Consider the following 15,456-nt stretch of genomic DNA (forward strand, 5'->3'; position numbering starts at 1 on the left):
TCATCCCTTGATGCCGGCCGAAAGCATCACGGCTTCCGTCACCCGGCGTTGGAAGATCAAATAGGCGGCAGCGACCGGCAGCGCGGCGAGCACGGCAGCCGCCATGTTGCGCGCATACTGCACGCCGAAGGCGTCATGCACCTGCACGATGCCGACCGTGACGGTCATTGCGCGATCCGTGCTCGTCACCAGGAACGGCCATAGGAAGTTGTTCCAGGCAGCGATGAAGGTGATGATGGCGAGCGCCGTGGTAATGCCCCAGTTCATCGGCAGATAAATCCCGACGAAGAGGCGGAACTCGCTTGCACCATCCACCACGGCGGCTTCACGGAACTCCCGCGGGATGGAATCGAAGAACTGCTTGTAGACGATCACGGCGACCGGCACGATGAGCTGCGGCAGGATGACGCCGCTCCAGCGATCCACCATGCCAAAATCGTTCATCAGGATGAAGTGCGTGATCATCAGCGCCTGGATGGGCACCATGAAGCTCGCCAGAATCATGGCGAAGAGCAGCCGGCGGCCACGAAAGCGCAACTGCGAGATGGCATAGCCGCAGGCCGCGCTCATGAGGAGCACGAGAAGCGTGATGAGGACGGAAGTTCCAAGCGAATTGATGTACCACCGGCCAAGCGGCGTATGGGCGAAGACATAGGCGTAGCCGGCCACCGTCCAGATCTGCGGTAGCAGATGAAGGCCGGGCTTCACCACCTCATATTCCGGCTTCAGGGAGGTGACGATGGCCCAGTAGAGCGGAAAGGCCCAGATGAGAGCGGCCACCACCGCGAGCACGGTGAGGAGCGCCGCACCCGGGCGCAAGACGAGCGCCTTCATCGCACGCCTCTCAGCCGCAGCAGCTGGTATTGCAGGACGGAGAAGGCCACGATGAGCACGAAGAGGACGACCGCGACGGCGGCCCCGTAGCCGCCGTGGTTGAGCACGAAGGCCTGGCGGTAGACGTACTGCACCAGCACATAGGTGGAGTTGAACGGCCCACCGGCTGTCAGAAGATAGACCTGATCGAAGATCTTGAGCTGCAGGATGAGCTGGATCGTCAGGACCAGGGTGGTCACCGGCCAGATCAGCGGCCAGGTGACGTGGCGGAACTGGGCGATGCGGCCGGCGCCGTCGAGCGCGGACGCGTCGTACATATCCGCTGGAATGTTGCGCAAGCCCGCGATGAAGAGCAGCACGTTGAAGCCGCAGGTCCACCAGATGGTGACGAGGGCGACCATGGGCATGGCCCAGAGCGGGTTCTGGAAGACGGCGATGCCATGAGGGTCGGCCAGGCGAAGAAACCTCTGGCCGATGCCGAACTGCAGATCGAGCATCCATTCCCAAATCTGCGTCACCACCGTCACGGGCAGCACATAGGGTAGAAAGAAGCAGGCAAGGACGACGCTCTGCAGCCACCCCCGCAGACGCGAGACCATCAAGGCGATGCCGAGGCCGAGCAAGGTGGTGGGCACCACCGTCAACAGCACGAAGTAGCCGGTATGCACCACGGATGACTGAAACAGATGATCGCGCAAGAGTCGGAGATAGTTGTGAAGACCGACGAAATGCCCAGCGCCGATCAAAGGCGCGTTGCTGAAGCTGAGCTGCAGCATGCGCAGGCTGGGATAGATGAAGAGCACGAGATAGGCGAACAGGAAGGGCGCCGTGAAGCCCAAGGCGGCCCAGCCGTTATACCGCTTGCGGCGCGGCGCAGAGGTGATGGTGCCCTGCACGGATCGGACGGCGCGGGCATGGCGCATGGCGGGGGCCGTCTGCGCGCCCGCCATGCTACTGCAGGTCCCCTTCCAGCTCATCCTTCAATTGGGCGATCGCGGCCTTCGGTGCGATCTGGCCGTTGATCGCCGGCTGGATGAAGTTGTTACACGCGTCATAAACCGGCGAGGCGACCCCGGCGATCTTGGACCCTGGATCGAAGACCGCGGTCTTGGCGAGCGACGCATAGGTCGCATTCGGCTGCATGTCCTGGAAGGCGGCGCTGTCCGTCACCGGCTTGTAGGCAGGGATGTGCCCCGCCCCTGCCCACAGGATGGCATGTTGTTCGATCCAAGAAATCACCGTCAGATCCGCCTTGATCTTCTCCGGCGGCACTGGGTTGCCGCGACGATCGGGAATGGCGAAGGAATGCGAATCCGCCCATGTGGCCGGATGGTCGAACAGGACGGGAATCTGCACCGCGCCCCAGTGAAAGCCGAGTTTGCCCGATTTTGCGAGATCCACCATCGTCGGCACTTCCCACACGCCGTTGATGTGCATCGCCGCTTTTCCGGAGGTGAAGAGGGCGATGGAGGCCGGATAGTCGGTGAGCTTCGGCGCCCAACCCTGCTTCACCCAATCGGCGATCGTCTCGGTCGCCTGAACCGCCTTGGCCTCACTCTCCCCCGGCAGCACGGTATCGTCCTGCAGGAAGGTGCCGCCCATCTGGTTCAACAGCGTGTAGAAGAGACGCCAATCGGTCGCGCCATCGGTATCGGCGCTGGCGAAGGAAACGCCGTACTGGGCGCCGTTGGCGCCCGTCAGCTTCTTCAGCGCCGCATCGAAGTTCTTGATGCCGTCGAGGCCTTTTGGCAGCCCATCCGCGCCGAGCAGCCCCTGCTTCGCCAGAAGGTCTTTGTTATAATAGAGAATGATGGAGTGGATATCGAGGGGGATGGCGTAGAGCTTGCCATCCACATGCGCCGCCTGCCAGTCGGACGGGAAGAAATCCTTGGCGGACAGTCCGGCGGATGCAAGCTCGGCATCCGTAAAGGGCCTGAGCGTGCCGGTGGAAACACCGAGCGGCAGGCGCGAAAGATGATAGGTCATGATATCCGGCCCCTGCCCGACGGCGGCAGAGGTCTGCACCTTGGTATAAAAGGCCGTACCCCATTGCAGGGTGGTCGCATCGATCTCGATGTCGGGATGCGTCGCGTTGAACTGGGCGATCATCGCCTTCATGCGCAAGCCGTCGCCGCCGCTCAGAAAATCCCACCAGACGACGTGCGTCTTGTCGGCGGCGGCAGCGCCAGTGGCGATTCCGCAGGAGGCTGCCAGCAGGGCAGCCAAACACAGGCCAGCACGTTTCATCGGTGCCCTCCCCGTTTTCGGTGGGGAAATCCCCCGCCAGACAGCGGTAAGGTTTCCCTTCTTGACCAATGGTATTATCATATGCGGCAAAAGCCTGTCGACCCCTTTTGGCGGGCCGAGCGGGCGGGGAGGCAAAGGGCGCATGCTCGAACGGGATCTGACGGTGGTCGGCACCATGAGTGCGCAAATCGAGCGTAGCCTCGGCATGCGCGTCGTCGCGGGCGAGTTCGCGCCCGGCACCGCCCTCCCGATCGAAAGCGAACTTTGCGAAGTCTACGGTGTGAGCCGCACTGTGATCCGAGAGGCGGTGAAAGCCCTCGCCTCGAAACGTCTGGTGGAAGTCTCTCCCCGCACGGGCACGCGCGTGCTCCCCTTCGGGGACTGGAACCTGCTCGATCGGGATGTCTTGGCCTGGCGCCTGGCCGCGAAGTTCGACGACAAGATCGTGGAAGACATCTTCGAGATGCGGCTCTGTTTCGAACCGCGCGCGGCCTTCCTTGCAGCCCGCGACGGCACCGAAGAGGACCATGCGGCGATCGGCCGCCATTGCCGCGACATCGCCGAGGCGCATGCCGAGCAGCTGTCTCCGCGCATCGCGGCCGAGGCTGCCCTCTCCTTTCACTTGGCCGTGATCAACGCCTCACGCAACGGCCTCTTCATCACCATCGGCGCAGCTGTGAAATCCGCACTGCGCCTGTCCTTCGATCGAGAGCACGGCCAGCCCGCCGATCCGGCGGAGGACGTGGCCCTGCATCAGGCGGTGGCGGAAGCGATCACGCAGCGGGAGGCGGAGGCGGCCGCTGCGGCGATGGAACGGCTGCTCCTGGCCTGGCGTCGGCGCCTGCTGTCGCCCCCGGGAGGGTGATCAGGCGCCAGCCGGGTGGCCGGCAGGCGCGGCGGAGGGGGCGGCCCCCTCTCCCGCGGCGCGCAGTGTCGCCAGCATGCTGACGAGTTGCGTGCGGAGCGCCGCCGGGGAGCAGGGCTTGCCGCAAACCGCGGCACCGGGATACCGCTGCTTCAGGGAGCCTTGGTCGGCATGGCCGGAGTGGAAAATGATCGGGATGCCGGCATCGCGCAGCCGGTCCGCGGCGGGATAGACCTCGCCATCCCGCAGCCGCACGTCGAGAATGGCACAGGCAGGCCGCGGATGGCCCTCGGCGCTCAGCGCCTCCATGGTCTCGCGCAGCGTCGCGTAGGGCCCGTCCACCACGAAGCCGTTGTCTTCCACCGTGGTCTGCACGTCCAGCGCCACAAACAGCTCGTCTTCGACGAGCAGGATGGTCTCACTCATCGACGAGAACCTCCCTGGGCAAAACCAGTTCGATCATGAATCGGTTGCCATCGGCGGCGCGTCGTAGCTTCGCCCCGAGCTGACGGGAGGAGGTCTTTACCAAAAGCGTGCCGAAGCCGGGGCTGGAGACTTCCTTCGCGCCCCGCGCACTCTCTTCCTGCCAATCCAGCACGAGCCCCTCTTTTTCCAGCCACCAGTGCACGGTGAGCTTTCCCGCGCCACCATCGCCAAGAGCCCCGTATTTCACGGAATTGGTCGCCCACTCATGTAACATCAGCGCGAGGGGGGAAAGGCAGGTGCGGTCGATCAGCACCGTGGGCCCGGCCAGGCTGATCTGCGCGTGATCCCGATAGGGGGCGATCGTCGTCTCGATCAAGGCGGCGAGATCGATCATGTTCTGCTCGCCGGTCGGCGAGGCCAGGGAATGCGCCTGGCCGAGGGCCACGATACGCTCCCGCATATCGGCAGCGAAGGTGGGAACGTCGCTATGCGAACGGGCCGCGGCGGTGACCATCCCGCCGATGATCGCGAAGAGGTTCTTCACGCGATGGTTCATCTCGCGCAGCATCAGCTCGCGGGTTTCCGCCACCGCATATTCGGAGGTCACGTCGATCGAGACACCGATCATGCGGGCCGGCCGCGCCCCTTGCACCAAGCGGCCGAAGGCCTTGATCCAGCGCGGCGAGTCCCCGCCGGTCCGAAGGCGGAAAGTCGCTTCGAAATCGCCGCCGGACTTGTGCGCCTGGCCCAGTCCGGCCGCGACGGCGGCGCGGTGGTCCGGGTCGATCTGGCGCAGCAGCCGATCCAGCGACACCGCCTCTTCCCCCTCTGGCAGGCGGAACAGCCGGCGTTGCCCACTATCGAGCACCACGGCTCCGGCCTCGAAGCGGTATTCCCAGACGCCGATGCCGCCGGCCTTGATCGCGAGATCGAGCCGCTCGCGTTCGGCGGCCAGCGCGCGTTCGAGCGACAGGGCTTCGGTGATTTCGGTCAGCACCAGGCTTGCCCCGTCCGCCGTGCCGTCCTGCCCGCGATAGGGCAGGATGCGCAACGAGAAGGTCCGCGCGCCATCCCGGCTCACCACCCGCCGCGCCACCACCTGCTCGCCCTGCACCACGCGCCGCGCATCGTCGAGATACACGGCCTCTTCCAGCCGGCTGGCCACGTCTTCGAGCGGGCGGCCGCGGTCACTCGGCTGCAGCGGGAAGATGCTGGTTGCGGCAGCCGTATAGCTGCGGATGCGCAGGTCGCGATCGACGACGACGACGGCGAGATCGGTCGATTCGAGGAAGTTGCGCATGTCCGAGTTCGCGCTGGTCAGCTGCTCGACCTTGCTCTTCAACTCGTCATTGACGGTTGCGAGCTCCTCGTTGGTCGACTGCAGCTCCTCGTTCATCGACATCATTTCTTCGTTGGAACTTTTGAGTTCCTCGTTCGCCGTCTCCAGCTCCTCCACCGTCGAGCGCAGCCGGTGCCGCGTCAGCCGCAATTCGTCTTCCAGCGCCTCGATATGGTCTTCGCCCGGCTGCAGATCGGTGAAGTCCGTCGCGTCCACGGCACGGAACGGCCCTGCGTCGCGGAAGACGAACAGGAAGGTTCCGTCGCCCAGCGGATCACAGACGATTTCGAGCGGTTGCACGCCGAATTCGGTTGCAACCTCGACCTCCCGCGCCACCAGCCGCTTCTGCTCATCCCGCCCGCGCCGCAGCAGCGGGCCGAGCACACCGCGCAGACCCGGACGCGCGAGCGTGATGGCGCTGGAACCGCCCGTCCGCGTCACGGGGAAATCGAAATACCGCCCGAGCCGGCCGTATGCGGCGATGATTCCCCCATCTTGGTCCAGCACCATGGCGGCGGGGGCATAGCGGTCGATGATGCGGCGGATCGCCATGGTTTCGTCGGCGAGGGACGCCTGCACACCGCGCGTCTCGCGCTCACGGCGGATCGGCCGTTCGCGCTGGCTGCCGGGCAGGTCGATCGGATAGGTCGGCGCGCCCGGCGAGCGCACGAAGAGGCGTGCATGCTGATCGATCACTGGAAAGAGATGCTCGAAGCGACCGACGCTTTCGGACGGGCCGAGAAAGAGAAAACCACCGGGCCGCAGCGCGTAATGCAGCAGCGGCATGATGGATTGCTGCAACCGGTCGTCGAAATAGATCAGCAGATTGCGGCAGGAGAGCAGGTCGATCCGCGAAAAGGGCGGGTCCTTCACCAGGCTGTGGCTGGAGAAGCGGATCAGATCACGGATCTGGCCGATCATGGTGAAGCGTTCGCCATGGGGCGCCGTGTAGCGTTCCCGCAGCGGCGCCGGAATATCCGCGAGGGCCGCGGCCGGATAGACGCCATCGCGCGCAATGTGCAGCATCTGCTCGTCGATATCGGTCGCGAAGATCTGCACCGCCAGCGGCTGGCCAAGTTCGCGCGCCGTCTCCGCGAAGAGCATGGCGATGCTGTAGGCTTCCTCCCCGCTCGAACAGCCTGGAATCCAGACGCGCAGATCCTCGTCCGGATCACGCTCGCGCATCAGCGGCTCGATCACCTTGCTGCGCAGCGCTTCGAACAGGTCGGCATCACGGAAGAAGCGCGTGACGTTGATGAGGAGATCGCGAAAGAGCGCGTTGCACTCTTCAACGTCCCGTTGGACACGCTGCAGATAGGCATGGCCGGAGGAGATGCCGAGCACATGCATGCGCCGTTCGATGCGGCGGATGAGGGTGGACCGCTTGTAGCCGGTGAAGTCATGCCCGACCGTCGTTCGGAGCGCGGCGCAGAGATCGTCCACATGGTCGGAAACGAGAGTGCTGGCCTCCGCTTCATCCTCCGCGCCGCGCCGCGCGAAGAAGCTCGCGAGACAGGGGATGATCTCGGGGGATGGGCGCACGAAGTCGACCAGGCCGGTACCGACCGCCGAAAGCGGCATGCCGTCATAGCGCGCGCTGGTCGGCTCCTGCACCACGCACACGCCGCCATTCTCCTTGACGGCGCGCAGGCCGGTCGTGCCGTCCGCGCCGGTGCCGGACAGGATGACGCAGGCGGCATTCGCCTGCTGATCGGAGGCGAGGGACAGGAAAAAGTCGTCGATCGGGCGGCGCAAGCCGCGCGGCTGGGCAAAGTCGGTGAGTTCGAGCACGCCGTCTCGGATCGCCAGGCCGCGACCCGGGGGGATGATGTAGACGCGATCGGGGGCGATCCGCTCTCCGCCCTCACACTGCAGCACTTCCAGCACCGTATGCCGGTCCAGCAGTTGCGCCAGCATGCTTTCGTGATTGGGATCGAGATGCTGGACGATGACGAAGGCCATGTGCGTCGGCAGCCGCGCCGCGGCCAGCATGTCGCGCAGAGCTTCCAGGCCGCCGGCGGAGGCACCGATCCCAACGATGGGAAAGCGGTCAGGGCCGGGGGATGCGCCGTCCGGGCCGGTCATTCGGCGTGGTCCCGAGCCAGGGTGTCGAGCGTCATCTTCGCCTGGGCGATGAGAGCGGCGCTGCTGCCGATCGTCATCAGCGATCCCTCGATGATCAGCCCGGTCGGCGCGAGCGCGGGGTCGAGGTCGCTCAAGGTACGATCCAAGGCGGCGTCATAATCCGCCAGCAGCGAGGGCTGGGTGCGGCTGATGTCAAACTGGGAGGCGAAGATGAAGCGCACCGCATCGTCCCGCCCCCGCAGCTTCGACATGTAGAGGAGGTTGACGAAGGGGCGGCCGTCCTTGCGGAAGTTGATGATCGGCGTGCGCAGATTGCCGATCCGCCGGTCGGACAGAAAATCGCGGATCTTGCGGCGCGCCTCACCATTGTCCGCCTCTTTCTGAAGAAAGCGGCAGTTGCGGCCGGTCACGTCCTCCCCCGAGAAGCCGGTCAACCGATGGAAGCCCTCGTTCACCAGAAGCAAGGGTTGGTCGCCCTCAGCCGCCGCCAGCGCAAGCGCGACCGGCGACTGCTCGAGGTAGCTACGAAGCAGGTTGGGAATGGGATCCGATATCACGCAGAAATTTCCGTACGCGGACGATAAAGCATCCCCTTCCCCGATCGACAAGGGAAGTCCCACTTTTGTGTTGTCCGCGGACTAGGCGCTGTCCAGGCTGGTCAGCTCCCGGTGGAACTCGCAGCGCCGAGCGCATAGATGACGCGGTGGCCGGACGGCAGTTCCAGAATTTGACAGTCTATCCCGTAGGTTTCCGCGAGGCGCTCGCGGTCGAGCACGTCGGGCATGGCGCCTGCTGCTGCCAGGCGTCCCCCGTCCAGAAGCAGGGCGCGTTCGGCAAAGCGGGTCACGAGATTGAGATCATGCAAGATCATCACCGTCACGATCGCGTGACGCCGCGTATAATCGCGCACGAAGTTTAGCAGATGCAGCTGGTTGGTGATGTCGAGCGCGGAGGTCGGCTCATCCAGCAGCAAGAGGCGCGGCCGCCGCACCAGGGCGAGGGCCAGCGCCACCATCTGCCGCTGCCCGCCCGAGAGATGCAGCGGCATTGCGCCAGCATGGGCGGTCAGGCCGAGATCGGCCAGAATGGCCTCCGCCATCGCGAGGGACTGGGCACGCGGCCGCCAGCCGAGCTGATGCGTGTTCTGCGCGAGGACGAGCAGGTCCAGCACCGAGAGCCGGGCGGTGGTCGCCGCCAGCTCCTGCGCCATGTATCCGATGGCGCTGCCGCGCGCGGCCGGCGACAGCGCCGCGAGCGACTGGCCCGCAAGCCGCACCTCGCCCTCCATGGGGATGAGCCCAGCCAGCGCGCGGATGAGACTGGTCTTGCCCGCGCCGTTGCGGCCAAGCACGGCGGTGATGCTGCCAGCCGGCGCGACGAAGCCGAGATCCCGCAGGATCGGGCGGCCCCCGAGGGTGACGGAGAGGCCGGAAACCTCAAGCATGCCCACCCTCCCGCCGCAGGATCTGCCAGAGGAAGAAGGGCACGCCGAGCAGCGCCGTCAGCATGCCGATGGGCAGGATGGCACCAGGGATGATCACCTGGCTCGCGATCGCCGCGACCAGCATGATGAGGCAGCCGCAGGCGGCCGAGGTTGCGAGCGCGAAGCGCTGATCCTCCCCCACCAGCAGCCGGGCGATGTGGGGAGCCACCAAGCCCACGAAGCCGACGATGCCGACCGTCGCCGTCACCGAGCCGGCGAGCAGGGCGGCGGCGGCAAGTAACACGAAACGGAGGCGCGGCAGGCGAATGCCGTAGGCGGCGGCTTGGTCGCCGAGGCCTGCCGCCGCCGTCAGCATCCAGGCGCGGCCGAGGAGCAGCGGCATCAGCGCCAGGAACAACGCGGCGTCGATCGCAACCTTCGTCCAATTCGTGCGCTGCACCGAGCCAAGCAGCCAGAAGACCAGGCTTTGCAGCTGGTCGGCATCGGCCGCGTATTGCGTGAAGGCGAGCAGGGCGGAAAACGTGAAATGGATGGCGATGCCGATCAGGGCGATGGTCTCGGGCCGCATCTGCCGGCGGTGACCGATGAGGCCGATGGCGGCGACGACGAGCAGCGAGAAGAGGAAGGCCGCCGCCGAAATCAGCAGATCGAGCGGCAGGCCGAAGAACGCGGCCACCATCGGGCCGAGGATGATGGCGAGCGCCGCGCCGAAGCCCGCGGCCGAGGAGAGGCCCAGGGTGAAGGGCTCGGCCAAGGGATTGACGAGCGCGATCTGCATGAGCCCGCCGGCGACGGCGAGGCCCGCCCCCGCGAGCGCCGCGGTGCAGGCGACCGGCAGGCGCAGCTGCCAGAGGATGACGCGCGTCGTGGGATCGGCCTGCCCCGGCTGGACGAGGCCCTGCAGCACCTGCCCCAGGCTGAGCGTGCCGCCGCCAATTACGAGGTCGGCCAGGAAGGCCAGCAGGCAGGCGAGGCCGAGCCCGGCGAGGATCACCGCGCGGCGGCGGATCGCCTGGCCATAGTGCCGGGTGAAGGATGTCTCCGCCGCCAGGCTATCCGCCATGGGCGGGGGCCTGCTGTCCGAGGATGGCGGGCGCCGCCGGGATTTCCGTGAACTGCGCGACCAGGCTCCGATAGGTGGCGCCGGGGTCGAGGTCCGCGAAGGCCTGCGGGTAGATGAACTTCGCCAGATATTCCAGGGCTACGATATTGAAAACACTGGAATAGAAGGGGTGATAGAGGCCGTAGACGCGGCGCTGCTGCACGGCATGCAGCGCGCTCAGCCCGGTGCGTGCCTCGAGGCTTGTGAACGTGCGGCCGATCGCCGGCGCATTCGCTCCATAGCCGAAGCCCAGCATGGCGCCGCCCGGCCCCCTGCCCGTCATGACGACGACATCGGGTTGGGCCGCGATCAGGGCTTCGACCGAAACATCGCCGGAGGGCGTCTTCAGCAGGCTGGAGCCGAGATTGCGGCCGCCCACCGCCTGCACCAGCAGGCCCCAGCCGAAGTCGCCATGGGTGAAGCAGCAGCCACCGGCATCCGCGCGCCCAGCCAGCGCCTCGACGAAGACGGTCGGGTGCGGCTGGGGCTGCGCCGCGATCACCTGCTGCAGATGATCGAGATGCGCCTGGTAGAAGGCATCATACGCCGAGGCCTCCGTCTCCCGCCCCAAAACACGGCCGAGCAGGGTGAGGCTGCGCACCGCGTTGGGCACCGGATGCTCGGCATCGTCCACGAAGATCACCGGAACATGCAGGCTGGCGAGGGTGCGCATGGCGCCGTCCTGCTCCAGAACCGGCCGCGCCCGCAGTTCGGCAATCAGAAGCTGTGGCTTCTGGGCGATCAGCGATTCAAGATTGACGGCGCCATTGTCGTCAAACCCCATGTCGGGGATCTGCGCCGCCTTCGGCCAGCGCTGCGCGAGCAGCGGCCAGAGATCACCGAGCTGCCGGCGCAGCAGGTTGTTCCAGATGACGACGCGGCCGAAGGGATCGGCCCGGTCGAGCAGCGCGAGGTCGAGGGCGATGCGCCCGTCCTGCAGGGCGATGCGGGTCGGCGGCGCGGCGAGGGTCACGGTGCGGCCCGCCATGTCGGTAACGGTGATGGGATCGGCCGCCGCGGGCCGCGCAAGCGCCAGCAGGGCCAGGGTGCCGAGGCAGGCGCCGAGCCAACGGCGCAGGATGGGTGTCGTCATCAGGCTCTCCTCACCGCGCCGGAAGCGGCGAGGCCGCCCCGGCCGGGCGGCGCCTCTTATCGCGATTGACTAGCGGTCGCAATTGAAGCGGGCGGAATAGCAGCCTCCCCGCCGCGCCGCCGCCGCTCAGGCGGAGACGGCGACGGCGCGCGCGGCGAAACGGAGGGAGAGCGGCACGGCCCCCTCCTCCTCCGGCCCGAAGGCCAGGCCATGCAGCACGGTGAGCCGGGCACGCCCGCCTTCGCCGAGACCGGAAGCAGCCAGGCGGTGAAAAGGCATCAGCGCGGTAAGGGCCGCGCCCTGCGCCTGCGCCTCGATCTTGGCGAAGGCGCCCGCCATACGGACGCGGGTGATGACGGCAGGGCCCGTCTCATCCGGCTCCAGCAGCAGATCATGCGGCCGCACGTAGAGCGTGAGCGCCTGCCCCGGCCAGGCGAGCGGATGACCCGTCTCCGTGCTGTGGCTGATGACGACGCTGGTCCCTTCCAGGAGTGCGGCGCCAGCCTCACCGATGCGGCAGGGCAGCCGGTTGGCTTCACCCAGAAATTCCAGCACGAAAGGCGTCGCAGGCCGGCTGTAGAGATCGGCCGGCGTGCCAATCTGCGCCACACGGCCCTGGGCCATCAGCACGATATGGTCGGCGAGTTCCAGCGCCTCCTCCTGATCATGCGTCACCAGCAGGCTGGTGATGCTCTGATCATGATGCAGATCGCGCAGCCAGGCACCGAGTTCCTTCCGCACCTTGGTGTCGAGCGCGCCGAAGGGCTCATCGAGCAGCAGCAGGCGCGGCTCGATCGCGAGCGCGCGGGCCAGCGCGACGCGCTGCCGCTGGCCGCCGGACAGCTCACTCGGATAGCGGTCCACCAGCCAGCCGAGCTGCACGAGGTCGAGCAGCCCGGCGACGCGCTTGGTGATCTCCTGCGACGAGGGCCGCTTTCCGCGCGGCCGCACGCGCAGGCCGAAGGCGATGTTCTCTCCCACCGTCATGTGGCGGAAGAGCGCGTAGTGCTGAAAGACGAAGCCGACGCCACGCTCGCGCGGGTGGCGCGCGATATTGTCCTCGCCATTGATCAGCACCTGCCCGACATCCGGCAGATCGAGCCCCGCGATGATGCGCAGCAGGGTCGTCTTGCCCGAGCCGGAGGGACCGAGAAGCGCCACCAGCGCGCCTTCCGGGATGTCGAGCGAAACATCGCGGAGGGCGGTGAAGCTGCCGAAGCGGCGGGTCAGGCCGCGGATGGAGACATGCGCACTCATCAGGCGACCTCGGCTTGCGGGGTGGAGCGGAAGAGGAAGCGTCGCTCGAGTACCGTTTTGGCGACCAGCGTGACGAGCGCGAGCCCCGCGAGCAGCGAGGCAACCGCGAAGGAGCCGACGATGTTGTAGCCATCATACAGCGCCTTGACCTCGAGTGACATGGTATCCGTCAGGCCGAGGATATTGCCGGAGACGACCGAGACCGCCCCGAATTCTCCCATGGCGCGCGCGTTGCTGAGCAAGACGCCATAAAGCAGGCCCCAGCGCAGCTTCGGGATGGTGATGCGCCAGAACATCTGCCAGCCGGAGGCACCGAGCAGGATGGCGGCCTCCTCCTCCTCCGCCCCCTGCTCCTCCATCAGCGGAATGAGTTCGCGCGCGACGAAGGGCAGCGTGACGAAGATGGTGGCCATGATCATCCCCGGCAGGGCGAAGACGATCTTGAGATTATGGGCTTCGAGCCAGGGGCCGAACCAGCCCTGTCGCCCATAGAGGAGCACCAGCATGAGGCCGGCGACAACGGGCGAGACCGAGAAGGGCAGATCGAGCACCGTCAGAATCAGCGGGCGGCCGGGGAAGCGAAAGCGCGTGAGACACCAGGCGGCGGCAATCCCGAAGACGAGATTGACCACGAGAGCGGCGGCCGCGACCACGAGCGTGAGGCGGATCGCCGAAAGCGTCGCCGGGTCCGCGATCGCCGCGACATAAGCCGGTATGCCGCGGGCAAAGGCCTGGACGAAGACGGTGAGCAGCGGCAGCAGCAGGAAGAGCGTCATGAAGGCGAGCGCGCCCAGGATCATCAGGCGGTGCGCCGCGGTACGGCCGGATTGACCATTCATCCTATGCATGGCGGCCTCCGCGCACCGCGCGCTGCAACAGAAGGATCACGAGGAGGAAGAGGAAAGAGAGCAGCAGCATGACGCTGCCGATGGTGGCCGCTCCGGGAAAGTCGAACTCCTCGAGCTGGTTGACGATGAGCAGCGGAATGATTTCGGACACCCCGGGCCGATTGCTGGAGATGAAGATGACGGAGCCGTATTCGCCCAAGCCGCGCGCGAAGGCCATGGCGAAACCCGCCGTCAGGGCGGGCAGGATCGCCGGGAAGATGACGCGGCGAAAGGTCTGGATCGGCCGCGCGCCCAGCATGAAGGCGGCCTCCTCCTGCTCCGCCTCCAGATCCTGCAGCACGGGCTGCAGGCTGCGCACCACGAAAGGCAGGCCCACGAAGGTGAGGGCGACATAGACGCCGTAGACGGTGAAGGAGACGCGCATGCCATAGGGCGCCAACAGACCACCGATCCAGCCATGCGGCGCGTAGAGGGTGGAGAGCGCGATGCCGGCGACAGAGGTTGGCAAGGCGAAGGGCAGATCGACCATGGCATCGGCGAGCCTGCGCCCCGGAAACTCCGTGCGCACCAGAACCCAGGCGATGAGGAGGCCGAAGATCGCCGAGGTGAGTGCGGCGGCCGCGGAACAGACGAGGCTCACGCGGAAGGCCCCGAAGACCCGCGGGCTCGCCAAGAGCTGCAGGATGCCGGCAGGCCCGAGGGTTGCGGCATCACCGACCATGGCCGTGACCGGCAGGAAGACGACCATGGTCAGCCCGAAGAGCAGGATGGCGAGGCTGAGCCGGAAGCCAGGCAGGATGGAGCGCACGGCACGGCCGCGCGGAACTGGCAAGCTTGCAGCCGTGGCACTCACGGCCGTCAGCCCTGATAGATCTGGTCGAAGAGCCCGCCATTGGCGAAGAAGTGCTTCTGCGCCGCCTGCCAGCCACCGAAGGTTGCAATGTCGAAGGTCTCGACCTTCGGAAACTGCGCCGCGTATTTGGCAGCGACGGCCGCATCGCGCGGGCGGTAGAAATGCCGCGCCGCCAGATCCTGCGCTTCCGGCGTGTAGAGACCCTCGAGATAGGCCTCGGCGAGATCGTGCGTCTTGTGCCGATCGGCATTCGCATCGACGACGGCGACTGGCGGCTCGGCGAGGACGCTGATCTTGGGCGTCACGATCTCATAGGCGCCGCCTTGGGCGACCGCCATATGCGCTTCATCCTCCCAGGAGACGAGCACGTCCCCGACGCCGCGATTGGTGAAGGTGAGCGTCGCGCCGCGGGCGCCGGCATCCAGCACCGGCACGCGCGCATAGAAGGCGCGGATGAAGGCATCGGCCTTTTCCGTGCTGCCGCCGTTGGCCTTCAGCGCCCAGCCATAGGCCGCGAGGAACGACCAGCGTGCGCCGCCCGAACTCTTCGGATTGGCGGTGACGATCTGCACGCCCGGCTTTACCAGATCCGGCCAATCCTGAATGCCCTTCGGATTCCCCTTGCGGGTGAGGAAGACGATGGTGCTGGTATAGGGCGTGCTGTTCTGCGGCAGGCGCTTTGCCCAATCGGGCGAAAGCAGACCGGCCTTGGCGATGGCGTCGATGTCGTAGCCGAGGCCGAGCGTCACCACATCGGCTTCGAGCCCGCTGATCACGGCACGGGCCTGCGCCCCCGATCCGCCGTTCGAAACCTTGACCGAAAGCTCCTCGCCAGTCTTGGCCTTCCAGCCTTCGGCAAAGGCCGCGTCATAGGCGGCGTAGAACTCCCGCGTCGGGTCGTAGGAGACGTTGAGCAGCGAACGCGCGGCGGCGGCACGCGCCTGGAAGGGCGCGAGGCCGGCGGCACCCGCCATGCCGATGGCCGCTCCCCATAGCAGCAGATCACGGCGCGGCAGAGGCAAGCTGTTGCGTGTCATGAGCGGATCCCTTTCAGGATGATGGG

Annotated in this window: 14 protein-coding genes; 1 reads left to right on the forward strand and 13 read right to left on the reverse strand. The window is 66.6% G+C overall.

Annotation, left to right across the window (positions count from 1 at the left end):
• Genes ACYQ6W_RS01850 through ACYQ6W_RS01860 form a run of 3 tightly spaced genes read right to left on the reverse strand, consistent with a single transcriptional unit; the run spans nucleotide 1 to nucleotide 3,081 of the window.
• Nucleotides 1–834 (reverse strand): carbohydrate ABC transporter permease, encoded by an 834-nt coding sequence (locus ACYQ6W_RS01850; protein ID WP_459673207.1) that lies wholly within the window; start codon nucleotides 832–834, stop codon nucleotides 1–3.
• Nucleotides 831–1,784 (reverse strand): carbohydrate ABC transporter permease, encoded by a 954-nt coding sequence (locus tag ACYQ6W_RS01855; protein ID WP_459673208.1) that lies wholly within the window; start codon nucleotides 1,782–1,784, stop codon nucleotides 831–833. Before ACYQ6W_RS01855 ends, ACYQ6W_RS01850 begins: the two co-directional genes overlap by 4 nt.
• A gap of 1 nt (nucleotide 1,785) precedes the next feature.
• Nucleotides 1,786–3,081, reverse strand: a complete 1,296-nt coding sequence (locus ACYQ6W_RS01860) for an extracellular solute-binding protein (protein ID WP_459673210.1) — start codon at nucleotides 3,079–3,081, stop codon at nucleotides 1,786–1,788.
• A 142-nt stretch (nucleotides 3,082–3,223) separates the two neighbouring features.
• Between ACYQ6W_RS01860 and ACYQ6W_RS01865 the strand changes: the two genes are divergently transcribed.
• Nucleotides 3,224–3,946, forward strand: coding sequence for a FadR/GntR family transcriptional regulator (locus tag ACYQ6W_RS01865; RefSeq protein WP_459673211.1), 723 nt, complete (start codon nucleotides 3,224–3,226; stop codon nucleotides 3,944–3,946).
• On the opposite strand, the gene ACYQ6W_RS01870 is transcribed toward ACYQ6W_RS01865, so the two are convergent.
• The 10 genes from ACYQ6W_RS01870 to ACYQ6W_RS01915 all read right to left on the reverse strand — a co-directional run bounded on the left by ACYQ6W_RS01870 (nucleotide 3,947) and on the right by ACYQ6W_RS01915 (nucleotide 15,430).
• A complete protein-coding gene (locus tag ACYQ6W_RS01870; protein ID WP_459673213.1) occupies nucleotides 3,947–4,372 on the reverse strand; it encodes a response regulator in 426 nt (141 codons plus the stop codon).
• On the reverse strand, nucleotides 4,365–7,796 hold the full coding sequence (locus ACYQ6W_RS01875; protein ID WP_459673214.1) for a chemotaxis protein CheB: 3,432 nt from the start codon (nucleotides 7,794–7,796) through the stop codon (nucleotides 4,365–4,367). Before ACYQ6W_RS01875 ends, ACYQ6W_RS01870 begins: the two co-directional genes overlap by 8 nt.
• On the reverse strand, nucleotides 7,793–8,353 hold the full coding sequence (locus ACYQ6W_RS01880) for a PAS domain-containing protein (protein WP_459673215.1): 561 nt from the start codon (nucleotides 8,351–8,353) through the stop codon (nucleotides 7,793–7,795). Before ACYQ6W_RS01880 ends, ACYQ6W_RS01875 begins: the two co-directional genes overlap by 4 nt.
• Before the next feature lie 101 nt (nucleotides 8,354–8,454).
• The gene (locus ACYQ6W_RS01885; protein ID WP_459673217.1) at nucleotides 8,455–9,240 is read right to left on the reverse strand and encodes an ABC transporter ATP-binding protein; all 786 of its coding nucleotides are present in this window, start codon (nucleotides 9,238–9,240) and stop codon (nucleotides 8,455–8,457) included.
• Nucleotides 9,233–10,303, reverse strand: coding sequence for a FecCD family ABC transporter permease (locus ACYQ6W_RS01890; protein WP_459673219.1), 1,071 nt, complete (start codon nucleotides 10,301–10,303; stop codon nucleotides 9,233–9,235). The genes ACYQ6W_RS01885 and ACYQ6W_RS01890 overlap by 8 nt, the downstream gene beginning before the upstream one ends.
• Nucleotides 10,293–11,435, reverse strand: coding sequence for an ABC transporter substrate-binding protein (locus ACYQ6W_RS01895; protein WP_459673221.1), 1,143 nt, complete (start codon nucleotides 11,433–11,435; stop codon nucleotides 10,293–10,295). Before ACYQ6W_RS01895 ends, ACYQ6W_RS01890 begins: the two co-directional genes overlap by 11 nt.
• Before the next feature lie 126 nt (nucleotides 11,436–11,561).
• A complete protein-coding gene (locus tag ACYQ6W_RS01900) occupies nucleotides 11,562–12,692 on the reverse strand; it encodes a sulfate/molybdate ABC transporter ATP-binding protein (protein WP_459673222.1) in 1,131 nt (376 codons plus the stop codon).
• Nucleotides 12,692–13,540, reverse strand: coding sequence for a sulfate ABC transporter permease subunit CysW (cysW, locus tag ACYQ6W_RS01905; protein WP_459673224.1), 849 nt, complete (start codon nucleotides 13,538–13,540; stop codon nucleotides 12,692–12,694). Before cysW ends, ACYQ6W_RS01900 begins: the two co-directional genes overlap by 1 nt.
• Entirely contained in the window at nucleotides 13,533–14,393 is an 861-nt protein-coding gene (gene cysT / locus ACYQ6W_RS01910) for a sulfate ABC transporter permease subunit CysT (RefSeq protein WP_459673226.1), read from the reverse strand. The genes cysW and cysT overlap by 8 nt, the downstream gene beginning before the upstream one ends.
• 5 nt (nucleotides 14,394–14,398) lie before the next feature.
• Nucleotides 14,399–15,430, reverse strand: coding sequence for a sulfate ABC transporter substrate-binding protein (locus tag ACYQ6W_RS01915; RefSeq protein WP_459673228.1), 1,032 nt, complete (start codon nucleotides 15,428–15,430; stop codon nucleotides 14,399–14,401).
• Nucleotides 15,431–15,456: the final 26 nt, after the last annotated feature.

Source organism: Acidisoma sp. 7E03, from assembly GCF_054665075.1.